19 protein-coding genes are annotated in these 17,081 nt (G+C 65.5%); 1 reads left to right on the plus strand and 18 read right to left on the minus strand.

Annotated features, from left to right (window positions below; all coding sequences use genetic code 11):
• Window positions 1-7: 7 nt before the first annotated feature.
• The 16 genes from BMW87_RS04135 to BMW87_RS04205 all read right to left on the minus strand — a co-directional run bounded on the left by BMW87_RS04135 (window position 8) and on the right by BMW87_RS04205 (window position 12,844).
• Window positions 8-1,378 (minus strand): TadA family conjugal transfer-associated ATPase, encoded by a 1,371-nt coding sequence (locus BMW87_RS04135; RefSeq protein ID WP_093074377.1) that lies wholly within the window; start codon window positions 1,376-1,378, stop codon window positions 8-10.
• A 39-nt stretch (window positions 1,379-1,417) separates the two neighbouring features.
• Window positions 1,418-2,569 (minus strand): CpaE/TadZ family protein, encoded by a 1,152-nt coding sequence (locus tag BMW87_RS04140; protein WP_093074379.1) that lies wholly within the window; start codon window positions 2,567-2,569, stop codon window positions 1,418-1,420.
• A 19-nt stretch (window positions 2,570-2,588) separates the two neighbouring features.
• Window positions 2,589-3,017: a TadE family protein gene (locus BMW87_RS04145; RefSeq protein ID WP_093074381.1), complete on the minus strand. Its 429-nt coding sequence runs from the start codon at window positions 3,015-3,017 to the stop codon at window positions 2,589-2,591.
• On the minus strand, window positions 3,014-3,472 hold the full coding sequence (locus BMW87_RS04150; RefSeq protein WP_093058432.1) for a TadE/TadG family type IV pilus assembly protein: 459 nt from the start codon (window positions 3,470-3,472) through the stop codon (window positions 3,014-3,016). Before BMW87_RS04150 ends, BMW87_RS04145 begins: the two co-directional genes overlap by 4 nt.
• A 5-nt stretch (window positions 3,473-3,477) precedes the next feature.
• Window positions 3,478-4,749 carry a pilus assembly protein TadG-related protein gene (locus BMW87_RS04155; protein WP_093058374.1) on the minus strand — a complete coding sequence of 424 codons (1,272 nt, stop codon included), beginning with the start codon at window positions 4,747-4,749 and terminating at the stop codon, window positions 3,478-3,480.
• A 45-nt stretch (window positions 4,750-4,794) separates the two neighbouring features.
• Complete coding sequence (locus BMW87_RS04160; RefSeq protein WP_093058373.1) at window positions 4,795-4,971, minus strand: Flp family type IVb pilin; 177 nt, start codon at window positions 4,969-4,971, stop codon at window positions 4,795-4,797.
• Between the two features lie 88 nt (window positions 4,972-5,059).
• Complete coding sequence (locus BMW87_RS04165) at window positions 5,060-5,245, minus strand: Flp family type IVb pilin (protein WP_093074383.1); 186 nt, start codon at window positions 5,243-5,245, stop codon at window positions 5,060-5,062.
• Window positions 5,246-5,333: 88 nt separating this feature from the next.
• The gene (locus BMW87_RS04170) at window positions 5,334-5,549 is read right to left on the minus strand and encodes a Flp family type IVb pilin (RefSeq protein WP_093058371.1); all 216 of its coding nucleotides are present in this window, start codon (window positions 5,547-5,549) and stop codon (window positions 5,334-5,336) included.
• 146 nt (window positions 5,550-5,695) lie between these two features.
• Window positions 5,696-5,989, minus strand: coding sequence for a hypothetical protein (locus BMW87_RS04175; protein ID WP_093074385.1), 294 nt, complete (start codon window positions 5,987-5,989; stop codon window positions 5,696-5,698).
• Window positions 5,990-6,000: 11 nt separating this feature from the next.
• The gene (locus tag BMW87_RS04180) at window positions 6,001-7,548 is read right to left on the minus strand and encodes a type II and III secretion system protein family protein (RefSeq protein ID WP_093074387.1); all 1,548 of its coding nucleotides are present in this window, start codon (window positions 7,546-7,548) and stop codon (window positions 6,001-6,003) included.
• A 25-nt stretch (window positions 7,549-7,573) separates the two neighbouring features.
• A complete protein-coding gene (gene cpaB / locus BMW87_RS04185) occupies window positions 7,574-8,416 on the minus strand; it encodes a Flp pilus assembly protein CpaB (protein WP_093074389.1) in 843 nt (280 codons plus the stop codon).
• Window positions 8,417-8,449: 33 nt separating this feature from the next.
• Window positions 8,450-9,034, minus strand: coding sequence for an A24 family peptidase (locus BMW87_RS04190; protein ID WP_093074391.1), 585 nt, complete (start codon window positions 9,032-9,034; stop codon window positions 8,450-8,452).
• A 16-nt stretch (window positions 9,035-9,050) separates the two neighbouring features.
• Window positions 9,051-9,197 carry a hypothetical protein gene (locus BMW87_RS35030; RefSeq protein ID WP_177192718.1) on the minus strand — a complete coding sequence of 49 codons (147 nt, stop codon included), beginning with the start codon at window positions 9,195-9,197 and terminating at the stop codon, window positions 9,051-9,053.
• 210 nt (window positions 9,198-9,407) lie between these two features.
• Window positions 9,408-11,150 (minus strand): Mur ligase, encoded by a 1,743-nt coding sequence (locus BMW87_RS04195; RefSeq protein ID WP_093074393.1) that lies wholly within the window; start codon window positions 11,148-11,150, stop codon window positions 9,408-9,410.
• Window positions 11,147-12,172, minus strand: a complete 1,026-nt coding sequence (locus BMW87_RS04200) for a hypothetical protein (protein ID WP_093074395.1) — start codon at window positions 12,170-12,172, stop codon at window positions 11,147-11,149. Before BMW87_RS04200 ends, BMW87_RS04195 begins: the two co-directional genes overlap by 4 nt.
• Window positions 12,173-12,178: 6 nt before the next feature.
• Entirely contained in the window at window positions 12,179-12,844 is a 666-nt protein-coding gene (locus BMW87_RS04205) for an aspartyl/asparaginyl beta-hydroxylase domain-containing protein (protein ID WP_256216650.1), read from the minus strand.
• A 238-nt stretch (window positions 12,845-13,082) separates the two neighbouring features.
• Between BMW87_RS04205 and BMW87_RS34670 the strand changes: the two genes are divergently transcribed.
• Window positions 13,083-13,274, plus strand: a complete 192-nt coding sequence (locus tag BMW87_RS34670) for a hypothetical protein (RefSeq protein ID WP_143062559.1) — start codon at window positions 13,083-13,085, stop codon at window positions 13,272-13,274.
• 58 nt (window positions 13,275-13,332) lie between these two features.
• Here the strand turns inward: BMW87_RS34670 and BMW87_RS04215 are convergent, their stop codons facing one another.
• Both BMW87_RS04215 and BMW87_RS04220 read right to left on the minus strand, forming a co-directional pair.
• Window positions 13,333-15,960, minus strand: a complete 2,628-nt coding sequence (locus tag BMW87_RS04215; protein ID WP_093074401.1) for an AAA family ATPase — start codon at window positions 15,958-15,960, stop codon at window positions 13,333-13,335.
• Window positions 15,957-17,069 carry a metallophosphoesterase family protein gene (locus BMW87_RS04220; RefSeq protein WP_093074403.1) on the minus strand — a complete coding sequence of 371 codons (1,113 nt, stop codon included), beginning with the start codon at window positions 17,067-17,069 and terminating at the stop codon, window positions 15,957-15,959. The genes BMW87_RS04215 and BMW87_RS04220 overlap by 4 nt, the downstream gene beginning before the upstream one ends.
• Window positions 17,070-17,081 lie beyond the last annotated feature (12 nt).

The raw sequence follows: 17,081 nt of genomic DNA on the forward strand, positions 1-17,081 counted from the left end.
CGGTCTCCTATTCGTAGTGCTTCGTCGGCTCGAACATGGTGTCGGGCAGATCCACGCCGTAGGCATGCAGCCGATCCGCAAATTTCGGCCTGACACCCGTCGCGTGGAAATGGCCGCGCACCAGGCCGTCGGGCCCCATGCCAGTCTGGTGAAAAGTGAAGATCTCCTGCATGGTGACCACCTCGCCCTCCATGCCGGTGATCTCCTGGATGCTGGTGACCTTGCGCCGCCCGTCGACCAGCCGCAGCACCTGCACCACCACCGTGATGGCCGACGCGATCTGCTGGCGCACAGTGCGGTGCGGCAGGTTCAGGTTCGCCATGCCGATCATGTTTTCCAGTCGCGCCAGCGCATCGCGCGGCGTGTTGGCGTGGATGGTGGTGAGCGAGCCTTCGTGGCCGGTGTTCATCGCCTGCAGCATGTCGACCGCCTCGGCGCCGCGCACTTCGCCGATGACGATACGGTCGGGCCGCATGCGCAGCGCGTTGCGCACCAGCGCGCGCTGCGTGATCTCGCCCTTGCCCTCGATGTTCATCGGCCGCGTTTCCATGCGCGCCACGTGCGGCTGCTGCAGCTGCAACTCCGCCGCGTCCTCGATGGTGATGATGCGTTCGGTCGGCGGAATGAAGCCGGAGAGGATATTCAGCAGCGTCGTCTTGCCAGCGCCCGTGCCGCCGGAGATGAGCATGTTGACCTTCGCCTGGGCCAGCCCCTCGAGCATCTGCGCCATCGGCGGCGTCAGCGTCTTGAGCTCGTTCACGAGGTTCTCCATGCGCAGCGGGATCTTCGCGAAACGGCGGATCGACATCATCGGCCCGTCGAGCGCCACCGGCGCAATCACCGCATTGACGCGCGAGCCGTCGGGCAGCCGCGCATCGACCATGGGGCTGGACTCGTCGATGCGACGCCCCACCAGCGAGACGATCTTGTCGATGATGCGCAGCAGATGCTTCTCGTCAGTGAAGCTCACGTTGGTCAGCTCCAGCCGGCCCCGGCGCTCCACGTAGATCTTCTCGTGCGAATTGACCAGGATGTCCGAGACGGAAGGGTCCGCCATCAGCAGCTCGATCGGCCCGAAGCCGAGCATCTCGTGCTGTATGTCGCGGATCAGCGTGCGCCGCTCGATGTCGTTGAGCGCCTCGGGCTCCTCCTGCAGCAGCCGCGTGACCATGGTCGAGATTTCCTGGCGCAGGACTTCAGGCTTAAGGGTTTCGAGCGCTGCCAGGTCGAAGCGCTCCAGCAGCTTCAGGTGCATGCGCTCCTTCAGCAACTTGTAGGCATCCGACGCAAAGGGCGACGTGGTCAGATCGGCTGCGTGCCCCTCCGGCCGCGCGGCGGGATCGGCTTCGATCGCATTGAGCTGTTCTCTGAATGACATGGGAACCTGCCTTGCTGTTGAGGATTGATCCGGAGGTGCTCAGGCGCGGCGGAAGAGCCGCCCGATGAAGCCGGGCGCCGCCTCCTGCCGCGGACTGAGCGTTTGAGCAATTTCGGCCAGCCGCTTGGCGAGCGCGCTGCCGCGCGACATCTCCGCCAGCGGCACGCCCCGGTTGATGGACGCATCCACGTCCTTGCCGCCGTCCGGCACGATCGTGAGCGTCGCGCCGACCAGCGAGCGGCGCATGTCCGACAACCCGATTTCCCCGCCACCGGCGCTGCGGTTCACGAGCAGTTCGACCTTGCCGGGGGCATAGCCGAGCGACTTGAACACCTGCATCAGGCGCGTCACGTTGCGGATGTGCGGCAGGCTCGGCTGCAGCACCGGGAAGATGCGGTCGGCGCGGTCCAGCACCTTGATCGAGAGCGTGTCGATGCGCGTGCCGAGGTCGAACAGCACGAAGTCGTACATCGGCAGTGCAACCTGCAGGATCGCGTCGATGTGCTCGGCCTTCACCTCCAGCGCGCGCGAAAGATCGTCGGGTGCGGGCAGGATGCTGAAGCCCGGCGCCACGCGCACCACGCTGGCCGCGAGCAGCGAGGCGTCGAGGCGGCCGATGTCGCGCGCAACGTCCGCCATCGTGGAACTCGGCCGCACGTCGCTCACATACGACAGCGCATCGCCGAACTGCAGGTTCAGGTCGATCAGCAGCACCGAGCGCTCCCGCGAGAGCTGGTGAGCGATGTTGGTCGCGAGAAAGGTGGCTCCGCTGCCGCCCTTGCAGGGCATGAACGCCACGACCTGGCCGGGGCCGCGCGCCTGGGTGCCGGCCATCTTGAGCCCGATGCGCTCGACGGCAGCCTCGAGCGCGGCAGTGTCGGAGGGCGACGGCAGCACCTCGCGCACACCCGCACGCATCGCGTGGATCAGGAACTCCGGCGTCTGCATGGCGCACAGCAGCACCACCGCGATTGCCGGGTGCTGCATCGTGAGCTTCTCCACCAGCGCGAGCTCCTGAAGATCGCAGCACATGCCGTCGACCAACAGGAGTTCTGGAGCCGCCTTCTCGACGACCCACTGCATGCGGCTCTTTCCGCCCTCGAAAAGCGACACGTGATGCGAGCGCGCCTCGAGGACCTTGCGCATGTCCTGGAGATGGTTCGGATTGGGGGAAATGATGGCGATCTTCATGGTCGTGTCCGGTGCGTTGCTAGGAGCAGATGGCCGCGCTGTTCGGGTCTTTGCGCATCACCTCGCGCGGCAGGTAGGTGGAAAAGCCCGGCATCGGGATCAGCGGCGCGACACCACCCGCAATGGGCGAAATCCACTGGTAGTTGAGGCCGGTGATGCTGACGGTGACGCCCTGGCAGGTCGCGGCCGTGCAGCCCGAAGGCTCCCACGCCACCGACACAGTGCTGATCTGCGGCAGCAGCGCCTTCATGCGGGCAAGCACCAGCGCTTGCTGGCCGGTGTCGTCGCACACCACCGCATACCTGGCACCCGCGCGTGTTGCCTCCTGGGCCGCATTCCACGTGAACAGCATGCGCGAGAAGTCGACGATGCCCAGCACGAACATGAGAAAGATGATCAGGCCCAAAGCGAACTCGACCGTGGTCGCACCGGTAATGCGTTTTCTCATGATGGCGCCCTCATGGTGGCTGCGATTTCGCTGAAGACGATGTTGCCGTTCGCATCGGCGAGGACGACGCCGATCACCGAGGGAAACAGCGAATGGAATGTGTAGCTGCTGACGCGCACCGTCACCGTGGTGATGATCGGATTCGCCCCTACCGACTGCCAGGTGCAACAGCTGCCAGCCGGCACATTCGAAAGACTCAGCCCGCGCGCCAGCGGCGCCCCGGTGCCGGCCGTGTTGCCGTACACGATCAGGTTGCGCGCCTCGGTGACGTGCGTGCCGGGCGTCTGCACGGACAGGTAGCGCACCGCGTCGCGCGTCGACTTGACGACCGCGTTGTACTCGTACATCGCGCGGCCGAACTCGGTGGTGATGAAGGTCATCAGCAGGAGCAGCGGAATGATCAGTGCCAGCTCGATCAGTGCCGCGCCACGCTGTGTGCGATGGGATCTTTTCATGGCGTTCACCTCACCAGCACCGGAACCAGCGGGCCCGCCGATCCGCCAGCCAGCCCGCTGGTGGTGCAGGGGCTGCCCACGGCGCCCGCGTTGCCGCGGAATTCCAGCTGCGTGTCGGTCATCGGAATGCTCAGCGGCTGCAGCATCAGCATGCAGGCGTAGTCGATCACGTGGTTGCTGCCGTCAATGACCGGCACCGTGACGATGCGGCGGTCGAAGCCGTACTGCATGTGGCCTCCGGCAACGTTGCCCGGGTTGGCCAGCTTCTGGAAGCTGTTGAGCGACAGCCCCGTGATCGATTCGCAGCTGTTCGCGCCATTCACTTTGGTGCCGGTGTCGGCACAGGACGCGAAGGCGGCCCGCTTGGTCACGAAGTTCTGGGCGGTCGCATCGGCTCCTGCACCCGGCGCGCCGTTGTAGGCATTGAACTGCGTGGGCCAGTTGGATGATGTGTAGGCATAGCCGGTGTAGTCGGGCCGTCCCACGCTCGGATCGCCGGTGTTCTTGTAGATGCCGAAGCGCTGGTTCCAGACGTCGACCACCGAGGTCTGCACGCCGGGCGTGCCGAGCGTGTCGCCCACCCTGGTGCCGCAACGGCCGTTGAGCTCTGCTTCGGTTTCCGAAGCACTATTGCTGCCATCGAGATTGGCCCAGCCGATCTGGCCACCCGTAGCCGCGTTCTGCGCCTGGATGAGAGGTACCCATTCGCCGACGGCGAAGCCGTAGTTCGGTGCCGTGCCGCCTGGCTTCGGCTTCATTGCGACCGGGATGGGGCATGTGGTCTGTGCGCTGGCACGGGTGGCGACCGCGCTCGCCGCGACGCTGCGTGTAGCGGGATTGCCGGCGGTATCGCCAGAAAAGGCGCCCATGGCCTTCATGAGCCAGATGTTGACGTTGGCCTGCGTGTGCGTGCACTGCGCATAGCGAGCTACAGCGGGCGTGGTCGTGAGGGCGTAGGCCGAGTCGCGGAACGTGATGTCGGCCGTGACGATCTTGCCCTGCCCGCTCCAGGTACTTGATTGCATGTTCACACGGTTCGCGTTGCCTGCAGTCTGGCCCGCGCTCACGGCCCGCGTGAGAGCCGTGCTCTGCCCGTCGAGCTCGCGCGCAGCGGACAGAGCGCAGCTGTCGACTGCCGTCTGCAGCTCGGTCTTGACTACGAACAGGTGCCCGAAGTCGAGCGCGATGCCCATGAATCCGAGGAGAAACAACAGAACCAATGCTGCAGTGATGATCATCGCGCCGCGCTGGCGGTGGCCGGGAGTGTGGACTTGCATGATCGGCTTCCTGTGCAGTAGTGGCAGTTTGACAAAGCCTGCGCTTCAGGCGCAGTCGACGCCGCCGAAGCAAGTGAAGACGCGATCAACAAGATCGCTGAGACCGGTGTCGGCTACCAGTGGTCGCAGCGCGATGATCAGCAGGATAGAGATCAAGGCGATGACCAGCGCGTACTCCACCACCTGAGCACCGCCCTCTTCTTTCAAAAAGGACTTGAACATGGGACTACTCCTTTTTCATTGAAAAGATGCGGACTCGATAAGTGAGGCGGCGAGCTTGGAGCGTGCTCCGGCTCGCCCCACCAACTACTTACACGCAACCGCCAGTCGTGGAAGTCAGGCAAGTTTTCACGCGATCGATGAAGAGCGAGAAGCTGCCACCGTTGTCGGTAAGCGCCTTCAACGCAACGACGAGCGCGATCGAGACGACCGCGATGATCAGCGCGTACTCAACCACTTGAGCGCCGTTCTCGTCCTGCAAGAATGACTTGAACATGGGACTACTCCTTTTCATTGAGAAGAATGCGGATCCGATAAGTGGGGCGACGAGCTTGGAGCGTGCTCCAGCTCGCCCCACCAACTACTTACACGCAACCGCCGGTTGTCGAAGTCAGGCAAGTCTTCACGCGATCGATGAAGAGCGAGAAGCCGCCGCCGTTTGCGGTGAGCGCCTTCAGCGCGACGACCAGTGCGATCGAGACGACGGCGATGATCAGCGCGTACTCGACGACCTGGGCGCCCTCTTCCTCGAGCATGAAACCGCGAGTCGATTGGCCGATGGCCTGGAGAAAGTTCTTCATGGTTCTTTCCTTTCAAGGTTTGAACAGTTGGAAATCAGGTTTGAAAACAATGGTGTGGTGGGGGAAAAAAGTTCGTTGCAGTTCGTGGCGCTCTCCTTTCCAGGTAAAGACTTCGAGGATCGAATTCGAGAGAAAAACGCAGCCCGTCACTTGCCCGAGCCACCGCCCTGGCCACCGATGCTGCCGCCGATGTTGATGACGTTGACCGCCGGCGGCGGCGACTTGTAGGACTCGTGGTACTGATTCATCGACTCGCGTGCCGAGCGGCCGTCCATGCCTGCGACCGGGTCGCCGTTCTTGCCGGCGTTCGGGTTCAGCGTCATCTTTTTCTTTGCGTCGCGCACCGCGTCGCCGAAGCGCGCGTCGTAGTTGGGCGTGACGGTCGAGCAACTGGCGCCAAGAAGGCAGACGAGCGCGACGGTGGTCGATCTGATGAACATGACAGTGCTCCTCACGGGGTTTCGCTGGCCGGGGCGGCCGGTGCCGGGGTGGCGCTTTCGAGGGCGCCGTTGAGGTAGACCTCGGCGCGGCTGGGAACGACGTGGTTGTCCGTCGGTACCCGCGGCGACTCGGCCAGCGGGCGAACCAGGCGCGGCGTGATGACGAACATCAGCTCGGTCTGCTCGTTCTGGAATTCAGTGCTGCGAAACAGCGCACCCATCACCGGCACTTCGCCCAGGCCCGGATAGCGCTTGATGGTCTCGTTCACATTGCTCTTGATGAGCCCGGCGATGACGAAACTCTGCCCGTCGTTGAGTTGCACGGTGGTGTCGGCGCGCCGCACCGTCAGCGAAGGCAGCACCGCGGTAACGCCCGAGACCGTGGTGAAGGGCGAGCCGGTCTGCGTCAGGTCCGACACCTCGGACACCATCTTGAGGTTGATCCGGTCGCCGTTGAGCACCGTCGGGGTGAACTTGACCCCGATGCCGAACTCCTTTTCTTCCAGCGTGATGTTCGTCCCGCCGCCGCCAGCGGCGCTCTGCGCCACCGGAATGAAGATCTTGCCGCCCGACAGGAAGCTGGCCTGCTGGCCGCTGATGGCCATGATGTTGGGTTCCGCAAGAATGCGCACCAGCCCGTCGTCCTTCTGGCCGTCGATGGTCAGCGAGGTGCGGCCGATGCGCAGCGCCTGGACCAGGCCCGCGCCCGTGCTCAGGAAATTGGAAATCAGCGAGTAGTTGTTCAGCCCGCCGTTGCCCGAACGCGCAATCCCGACGCGCGAGCCCAGCCGGTCGAGCAGCGTCTTGCTGACCTCGGCGATCTTCACCTCGAGCATCACCTGCTGCGGTGTCGCGATGCGCAGCAGGTTCACCACCTTCTTGCCGTCCGCGCCGTAGGCCGACGCCAGGCTCATCACGTCGTCGAGCTTGAGCGCGTCGCTGATCTCGCCGGTGAGCACGATGGATTTTTCTGCACTGCGCACGCGGATGCGGCGCTCTTCGGGCATCAACTCAGCCAGCTTGGCCTGCAGCGCCATCGGATCGATGGTGACGATCACGTCCTTGATGTAGCAAGTGCCATCGGCGCTCTGGAGCACGACGTTCATCGAGCCCGCCTGGCGGCCACGGAAGAACAGGTCGGTCGGGCTAAGCAGCGTCACATCGACATCGGCAACGCCGTCGCCGGTATTCGCATTGGCAGCCGGCGCGGGCGGCTGCATGCCCGCCGGCACGGCCCCGGCCGCGACCGCGGGTGCCGGGGTCCGGTTCGAAGGCTGGCCGCCGACCACGATCCGCACCACACGCGCCTTCAGCGGAATGACCACCGACTTGCCCAGCACGGCCTGGGTCGGCTGGTCGTCCGGAATGATGGCGGTGCAGCGTCGGGCGTTGGCGGCGTTGGCGGCGTTGCCCGCTGCCGCCGGAGGCGTTGCAAGTGCTGCGGCAGGCATGGCGGCCGTGGCCGAGGCGGTTGCCGCGACCTCCGCGCCCATGGCGGGAGCCGCCACTGTCGCGAGGGTCGCCAGCAGACTGGCTAGTGTTGTTGAGAGATGGCGCACTTGGTGTTCCTCCTGATGAACCGGATCAGAAACAGGTCAGCGAGCTGCCCGCGTGCTGGACGACTTCCACGCACTGGGAAGCCGGCTGCGCGGCGGGGCCTGCACGATGAATACGCGGGCGGGCCGGGGCAGGCGCAGCAGCGGTGGAGACCTGCACGATCTCCTTCGCGCCGAACAACTGGCCCTTGGTGATGCCGCCGGTGGCGACCGTGGTCTTGTCCATCTGGTTGCGAAGCACCAGGGACAGCGTTCCCACGCTGCGTGCCAGGTCGAGCTTTTCCGAGTCTTCGAGCGAGAGTTCGAGCGTCACGGCGCTCACGACCTTGGGCTTGGTGTCGTCTCGGTTGGCCTCCTGCGCCACCGCCAGCACCAGCACTTTCTCGAGCACGGTCTTGCTGATCTGCGACGCCTCCTCGCCGCGGCCCTTGTCCTGCTGGGCGTTGACCATCACGTCGACGTAGTTGCCCGGCAGCGCGAAGCCGGCGACGCCGACCACGTCGTTGACGCGCACCGTCATGGCTCGCTTGCCACTGGCGATCACCGCCGACAACCCGCCCTGGGTTCCCACCGGCGCCAGCTTGCCTTCCATGATGGCTTCGCCGCGCAGCACGCCGACCTTCACCACGCGGTCTTCCAGCGCCTTGATGTCGCTGAACGAGCCGTTCGGCGTGGAGCCGCTGGGCCAGTCGACCGTGGACAGCATCTGCGCGTTGACGCGGCTGCCCAGTTCGATGTCGACGGCGGCCACTACGACCTTGTTGGACGCGATGCCGCCTTGCCTGGAGATCCACCCGGCCGCGTAGACCGCAGCCGCCAGCCCCGTCAGAAGGGCCAGAAGGATCAGCCCGATCGCCTTGATGTTCTTCATACGAACCTCCGTCGCAGGTAAAAGATGGGAGGGCTAGACATAGCCCAGTTGATGCGCGAGCACTTCGACCACCGTGCCCGCCGCGATGCAGATGCCGTAGGGCAGCTTTCCCACGGACTGGCTCATGTGGACCTGCCCCGTGGGGCGGATGCCCGCCATGCTCGAGAACGCCATGCCTTGTGCCGCCGTCTTGACGTTGGCCAGCATGTGAGCGAGGCGGCGACGGTGGATGGCGAACACCAGCGCCGCCATGCCACCGGCAATGAAGGTGAAGAGCACCGCCATCAGCGTCTGCTGCGGACCGATGAAGGCCCCCGCCATGGCCATGAGCTTCACGTCGCCCGCCCCCATCAATCCCAAGACATAGAACGGCAGCATCGCGGCGAAGCCCACACCCAGGCCGCCGAAAGCGCTCATTGCGCCTGCGGCCGGCGTGCGGGCAGCGAGAGTGCCGTAGATGAGCGCGAAGAGCGCCCCGCCGAAGGTCAGCCAGTTGGGAATGCGGTAGGAGCGCCAGTCGCTGATGGCGGCTACCCCGAGCAGCGCGACGAGCGCGAGCATTCGAACGTCTGTAGCCAGCATTGCCAGCAGTTCGAGAACGGCGTCGAGTTCTTGCATGGTCGGCTCCGTGGGTTCAGGCGCTGCGCCGGATGGCGAGCAGCAGGAGCAGGCACACGACCATCACAAGAGCGCCGATCAGAGCGAACTCCATGAACGACATGCCTGCGTCTTCCCGCAGCAGGTTCATGAAGGGTCTCGGCAGCAATGCGAGCAGTTCCATGCGTGTTCCCCGGTTGTCGTGACCGGCCTGAACCGCCTGTCTGCCCGGTATGGACAGAAGCGTTCGGCCTGGGGATGACTGTAGGAATCACGCTGTCTTCGCACATGAGCGAAGCGCCCCTTTGCAGGGGAGTCAAGCGCCCTGCCCGCTTGGGCTCGGGACCATGACAAAACGCCTACCCGGAGCGTTTCCGGGCAGCAGGAGGCACCGCTACGTCTGCGCGATGGCGGCCGGTGCCGCCTGCCTTGCCTCTTCCTGTTGCGTCAGGAAAGGCCGCCCGCCGCCCTGCAGGTACTTCCAGTACGCGACGTAGCCCGACAGGTAGTGCTCCACATCGTCGATGCGCACGCGGTAGCTGTGATGGCGAATGAAGAAGCTGCCCACGATGCGCCCCGGGTTCTTGAAGAACATGGCGATCTCGGGCCAGAAATGGCCCGTCAGCAGGTAGCGCGCACGCTGCTCCAGGGCCCGGTAGAACTTGTCGATGTCGAAGCCGCGCAGCAGGTGCTCGTGCTGCGGGTCGGCCTGAATGCGCACGATCATCTTCTGCGCCGCCATCATCAGCTCCAGCAGCGTCGGAAAGGTGGTGATGCGCTCGAGCACGAAGTCCAGATGGTCGCGCACGTTGTCCAGGCCGAAGCGGTAGTAGCGCTCGTCCGATCTGTAGAGGGTGAGTTCGTTGACGCAGTAGCTCAGCCAATGATCGTGGGCCTGCCAGTGCCTGGCTTCGATGAAATGCCCGAATGCTTTCTCTACGGTCTGCAGCCAGCGCGGATCATTGGTCAGCCCGTACAGGCGCATCAAGCCGAAGGCGGCCTCGCCGTCGTAATAGATGATCCGGTTCTCTTCCTTCACGCTGAGGTCAGGGTGATTCAGCACATGCACGAAGCGGCCCGAGTTCGGGTCCTGCATGTGCACGATGCCCAGGGCCAGCTGCTCCATCAGCGGCAGGTATTGCCGGTCGCCGGTGAGTTCGGTGTACTTGACCATCGCCAGCAGGCACACGGCGTTGCCGCCCAGCTTGATCTCGTTGCCGTTGTCGACGTCCACGAGAAAAGCGCCCTGCTCCCCGCCCGGCAGCGTGGCGCGCTGGATCAGCGTCTGCGTGAGGTAGGCCAGCGCCCGGTCGATGGCGGCCTTGTGCTCGGGGCACTTCGTCAGCTCCCAGCCTTCGAGCAGCGCGTAGGTGGAGCTGGCGTGCCGCAGCGCGTTGTAGGTGGGAATGGGACGGTCGAAGCAGGGAAACCAGCCGTAGTGGTACTGGCCGGTCGGCTTGACCTGCCTTGCGAGGTAGGCGGTGCTGGTCGCGACGATGTCGTGCACGTGGCTCGCATCCCAGTTCGGCATGACGCGATGGCCCTTGCCCCGGCCCTGATGCTCGATGGCGTGAAGCTGCTTGCCGTCGGTGAACACCGCCCGCGTGTCGAAGACCCAGATCGGCTGCAGCGCGTCGGTCGGCCACTCCAGCTCCAGCCCATAGCGGTACTTGCCGTAGAGCTTGAGATTGGCCGCATTGGGTGTCGCCTCTTCGAGCGCGCCGTCGTACAGCACGGCGTGCGCGCCGATCTCGGGCTCCAGAATCGCCAGGGAAAAATCGGGCTTGAACGCGATGCCATGGCGAAAGTAGTTGCGCTTGGTTGTCGCAAAGCCCCGCTTCAGTTCCTGCCAGGACATGGCGTGCACGGTGTGCACCACGTCCACCCGCAGCCAGATTGGTGCGGCGCCCTTCTGCTTGCGCAGCCAGGCATTCAGCAACTGCGCGCCCCTGACCCATGCCTGCTCGAAATTCTTTCCGCGGATGGTCACGACATGGGCGCGCTCCTTCCCGTTGCAGACCGACATGAAGAGCACGCCCGCGGCCTCTGCGTCGATGCCGGCGCTGGCGCTCGTGCATTCGTCCCACAAGGTTGCAATCGCGGGCCTGGCCGACGCCAGCAGTTCACCCAGACTCATGGCACATCCTTTTTCACAAGCGCCTCCAGCGCAAGAAACTCTTCCAGTTCGGCCGGTCTGCGGGCCTTCGAGCGCGCCGCTTCAGTCCGCGTCGCCTGGAGCACGCCTTTGAGTATCTCCGCGTCGTGCGCGGAAGAACGCTGATCCTCCTCCTTCCAACCGAATACCGGCCAGCCATTGCGTGCCGCGACCTGTCGGTCGAGCGGGCCTAGCGTCTCCAGCAGCGCCTTGATGAAGGCCGCGCCGTGCAGTTGATCGTCCTGGATGACCAGGCTGCCATCGACGTAGGTGGTCTGCGCCAAGCCCGGCGGCAGCCTGAGGCGGCCGTCGGGGTCGAGCATGCCCGCCAGACGGTTCCACATGCCGCTTGCCCCGTAAGTCTGCGAGAACACCTGCTCGCGCAGTGCCGGCAGTGTGGCCGGCAACGGCTGCTGCGGTCCGCTTCCGGGGCGCAGCGCGTACTCCGACCAACGCGCGGTACCTTCCAGGAACCAGCGCGCCTTGAACATGGTGTAGCCGTACTGGTACTGGTGAAAAAGCTCGTGGATCGGTGTCACGTTCTGGTTCGCGTGGCGGTTGAGCAGATCGATGCGAAGGGCACAGCCACCGGCCGCTTCGTCGGAGCCCAGGCGGTAGTTCATCACCTCGTCGTAGGACATTCCGTTGCCCTTCTCCATCTTCAGCAGGAACACGTCGATCGAGGTGGCGCGGGCATAGCGTGGCTGGCGCATGGGGTGCGTCAGCCCCATCACATCGGTGAACAGCCTGCGACCCACGACCAGTTGCGTTGCCACGTCCTGCACCTTGTCGGGTATGCCGTTGCGGTCGAGGTCACGAATGTCCGGCAGCGCGTGGGCTCCCTCCAGCGTGTAGCGGATGCGGAACTCGTCGCGTACGTAGATGCGGTCGAGCTGGGAGAGCGTCGCGTTGCGCTCCGCCCGGCAACGGCCGGCCTCGACTTCCTGCGCAGCGACGGGCAGGACCGCCGCCAGCATGCACACCAGCCATCGCGCATTCGTCATGCGAGCTCAAGCCACCAACTGCTGCTGGAGCACAGGCAACCAGGGCTCGGTCAGCATCTCGAAGGATGGATTGGCATCCAGCCCCATCAGCAGATGAACCCGGTTGGACGGCTGCTGGCTTCGATTGACCGCCCTGTGGTTCACATCCACCCGCACCAGCCAGGCCGAGCCGTCGGCGGGCAGGTGAACGCTCTCGATGCTGCCGTCGGCGCGCTGCCATTCGAAGAAGCAATTGGGGTTGGTGATGATGGGGATGTGCAGGCGCCAGGTTTCCTTGGCCGCATCGTTGTGCAGCGGCATCTCCTCGCCCTCGCTTTCGAGCTGCATGATCCGGGCCCTGAAGGGCGTCAGGCCATGGCTGCGCAGCGCATTCATCACCCGGGCCAGGTAGCCGCTGCAGGCGTCTGTCGGCGTGACGCCGCGCGCATTCTTTGCGGGAATCCGCCGGATGCCGTCTACCAGAGTGCCGTCGCGACTGGTGACTGCCCAGCCGATGTAGTCCACGCGGTTGTCGCGATATGGCGTCGACGGCAGCGGCTTGACGTGTGCCAGGAAATGCTGCCTCAGCAATTCGGCGTCGATCCTGAAATCGGCCAGCCTGGCGAACATCACGTCACTCGATTGCTCCATGGTTTTTCTCCTCTTCTTCGTCCTCTTGATGGCGATGTGCATCGGACGGCCGTCAATGCCGACGGCGCGAGCACACGCAATGAGCAGGGCCCGAAGGCCCCAGGTCGAACTGGACGACCTATGCGAGGAAGGAGAGGAGTTGTGGCGGCCGCATGGGCCGCTCGAGAGGCGCGGACGGCAAGACCGTCACGGCAAATTCCGGGGGAGCTTCCGGTCGAAGGAGCGGCAGTGAAATCTCGCGCCTTCCGGCGGCAAGGTCCACTTCATCGGAGTCGATGCCGTGATCCAGGACCGAAGCTCCAGCGTGGCCCTGATGAAGCTCGCAGGCGCTTGCCTGATGCACCTGCGCGACGTGGGCCTGGTGCTGCCCGAAGCCCGCCATGTTCTGGGCAAGCACGGCCAGCCCGTGACAGCACAGAAAGGCGATAACTGCGGACGTACAAAGCCAGCGACGCATGACGGCGCAGTTTAGCGACCGGCCGAATATTCTGGATAGTGTGATTGCAGGTGGACGTCGCGACGCCAAGACATCACGGGATGCTCCGCGCCACCACGCCGAGATCCCGCCAGGCCTCGGGATGGCAGCTGAAGATCAATATCTGGTGCCGCGTTGCCGCGTCGTACAGCACCCGCTTCATCTGCCGCAGGCGCTCTTCGTCGGTGTTGACCAGCGCGTCGTCGAGGATGAGCAAGGTCGGCTTGCGCGCTTCTTTCAGCAGATCGGCATAGGCCAGCCGGGCGACGACGCCCATCTGTTCCCGCGCGCCCACGCTGAGCTCTTCGAATGCGCCGCTCTGCGCGCCTCGCAGGCCTTGCCGCGTGATGCGGCCCGGTGAAAGATCGTCGCCGACTTCGACCTGCGCACCGGGGAAAAGAATCTGCAGATAGTGGTCGAGGTGCTTCTGCAGCGGTGCGCGCAGGCGTCGCGCCAGGGCCGAACGCTTTTCGCGCAGCAGCTTCAGCAGGTGGTCGAGCGCCTTCGCGCGGCGTTCGAGTTCCGCGCAACGGCGTGTTGCGTGCTCGAGTTCGCGCTGTTTTTCCGACGCAGCTTCTTCCTGGCCCAGCGCGCCCCTGGCTTCGAGTTCGGCTTCCAGCCGGGTGATCTCGTTGGCCCGCTGGCTGTGCGTGGCCTCGGCTTGCTTGACGCTTTGCTCCAGCCGTTCCACGTCCTGCGCGAGCACCGGCAGGTTGGCGGATTGCAACTGCTGCGCCAGCTCGGCGACCTTGTCTTGCAAGGCCGACTGCTGCGCGAGCGCATCCGTCAATGCGGCGCCGGCTTCCGTCTTGCGGCTGGCGCGCATCGGGTCGTTCAGCGTGGCCTTGACCGCCGCGAGTTCGTCTTCGGCGGCCTTGACCTGCTCGCGCGCATTGCCGGCGGCGACCTTGGCGTCATTGAGCGCCGCGGATGCAGCCTCCAGCGCGGCGCGCGCGGCGCCCTCCTCCGATTCGGCCTGCGTGCTCGACGGCATCGCCGCGTCGGCCGGCGGCATGCCCTGCAGGACCTGCCTTGCTTCAGCCAGCCGGGCCTCGCGCATGGCGATGTCCGCGGCAAGCGCGCTCAGCCCCTTCGGTGCCAGCGCAGCCAGCACGGCCACCGCCGCACCGGCTTCGCCCTTGCGCAACGCCTGCAGCCGCATGCGCTCTTCGACGGTGGCCACGCTCTCCGCGCGCAGGGCCTGCAACAGCCCGGCGAGTTCGTCGCGCGCGCGGTCGCGTTCGATGGCAAGGCTTTCCAGGTCGGCTCCGCCCGGCAGCACCGTGATGCGGCCTACGCCTTCGATCTCGATGTCGGTCCGCGTGATGACGGTCTGGCGCTTCGAGCCGGAAAGCTCGGCGCCGGCAACCCGGACCTTTGCAGCAGGCTGCAGCTCGAACTCCAGGGCCGTCGCCACCGCATCGAGCCTGGCTTGCGCCGTGCGATGCGCGTCGGCGCAGCGCTGAAGCCGCTTGAGCTCGCCCTCCGGCACCGCGAGCGCCTGTGCCTCGGCCTGCAGGCGCGTGACCTTGTCCTGCTCGCTCTTTGCCTTCTCGTGGCTCTGTGCGAGCGCCTCAAGCTGCTCGGCCAGGCTTTCGACGGTTTTCTCCTGCGCAATGCGAGAGGCTGCCTGCCGCGCGAGGCGGAGGTTGTCGCGCGCGCCGGCATCGGCCTTCGCCGCAGCCGCGTGGCGGGGTTCCCACGCCTGCAGTTCGCCTAGCGCCTTGGCCAAGCCTTCTTGTGCCGCCTGCAGATTCTTCTCGCGCAGGACGACCGTGGCTTCCTCGCGCTCCATCGCCTGGAGCTGAGTGCGCCAGGAATTCACCTGCGCGGTGACCTGCCTGAGCGCGGCGTCCTGCGCGGTCTTCCTGTCGTTCAAGCCCTTGGCTTCGTCCAACCGTTGCCGTGCGGTGGCAAGCTGCTCCCGCAACGCCGTCCAGGGCCGCGCGGCTTCGTCGCGCTGGTGATCGCGGCGCAGACCGGAGAGACGGTCCACGCCCGACTGGTAGGACTCGATGTCGGCGCGCAGCCGTTCGATGTCAACTTCGAGTTCCGTGCGCAGCCTGATGGCATCCGCGAAGGCGCCGCGCGGTGTTCCGGCGGCGGGCGTGAGCAGTTCGTTGCGCTCGCTCTCCACTGCCTTCAGCACCGCATCGCCGTTGCTGGAGGCCAGTTCGCCCAGCGATTCGCCGAGTGCGTTGCGCAGGTGGTCGCTGGCGAAGCCCACGGCGCTGGCGATGTCGTGCGAGGTGCCCTGCTTGATCCACAGCAGGCCCGGAATGCCCATGTGCTCCGGCGTGCTGGCGCCCTTGCCCGGAAAGCGAAAGCCCAGCAGCGCCGCCAGATGGTCTTCAGCCACTGCACCGTCCATGGATTTGCCGTCGATGACCAGCTCGCAGCGCTTCTTGCCGAGGAAGGCCTTGGTGAGTCGGCACGGTTTGCCGTCGAGTTCGAAATCGACTTCGACCGTGGGCGTTGCCGAGCTTTCGCCCCACGGCCGCAGATGCTCGACCGCGCTGGAGCGATGCCGCTCGAAGAAGGCCGCGCGAATGGCCTCGGCAACGGTGGACTTGCCCGACTCGTTGGGCGCCGCGAAAAGATTCAGTCCGTCGGTGAATCCGTCGATTTCGAGCGGTGCGCGAAACAGCTTGAAGTTCTCGATGCGAAGACGCTGCAACTTCATGCGGCGGCTCCCTGCGCGTCGAGGATGCGGGCGAGCGTGAGCAGCGCGTCGCGGGCGAGTTCAGCATCGGCATCGCCTTGCTGCGCGCGCAACTCCTGAAGCGCCTCGCCGACGAAACCGTCGGCGTGCAACGCCTGGATGTCGTCTTCTGTCGGCTCCAGTCGAAGCGCTTCGCCGTCCCACACCAGCGCACGGGCGCGAGCGCGGGCGGCGTCCAGCGCGGTGCTCAGCCGGTTGTGGCCGCTGAGATCGCAAGCGCCCTGCGCGCGAAGTTGCAGCACGTCGCTGCTGCTCACCTGCTCCAGCTTTTCCACCAGTTCATCGATGTCGGAAGGCACCGTGAGCCGCGGCTCCCATTGCTGCCAGTCGAATTGGCCTGTGCGGATAGCCTCGACCGTCGGCTCCGCCCCGGCACCTGAGACGCCGACCAGCAGCGCCTGCCCCGAATCGTTGGCTCTGAAACGATCGGTCTCGGGCGTGCCCGCGTACCAGGTACGGTCGTCGATCTGCCGCGTGCCGTGCCAGTCGCCCAACGCGAGGTAGTCGAGCCGAGCCTGCGCCGCACGCCCGGTCGCGATGGGATTGGCCGAATCGATGTCTTCGGACAGGATGCCCTGCACGCAGCCGTGCGCCAGCCCGATGCGGGGCAGCCCCTCTTCGCTTGGCGCGGTGGCAAACCAGTCGGTGAGGTCGCCGTAGGTATGGCGCTGCGTGAGCGGCGCCGGCAGCAGTGTGAACTTGCCCACCACCGTGTGGGGCTTCGGCTCCAGGCAGCAGGTGACGTTCGGTGCAATGGCGCCCAGCCGCTGCGCACGGCTCCAGACCGATTCGCTCAGCGCCGAATCGTGGTTGCCCGGAATCAGCAGCCAGGGGCCGGAAAAGCCCTGCATGGCATTGAACATGCGCCGGATGGTCTTGTCCGACACGGTCTGCAGGTCGAACACATCGCCTGCAACCAGTACGGCATCGACCTTGCGCTCGGCCGCAATGGCGGCCAGCCGCTCGACCACCTTGAAACGCGCCTCGAACAGTGCCGCGGCGTCGTCGGGTTCGAACTGCGAGAACACGCGGCCTATCTGCCAATCCGCGGTGTGGAGCAAAGAAATCATGCGTGGCCCTCC

Origin of the sequence: Variovorax sp. OV084, from assembly GCF_900111625.1 — a bacterium.
Lineage (GTDB): Bacteria > Pseudomonadota > Gammaproteobacteria > Burkholderiales > Burkholderiaceae_C > Variovorax.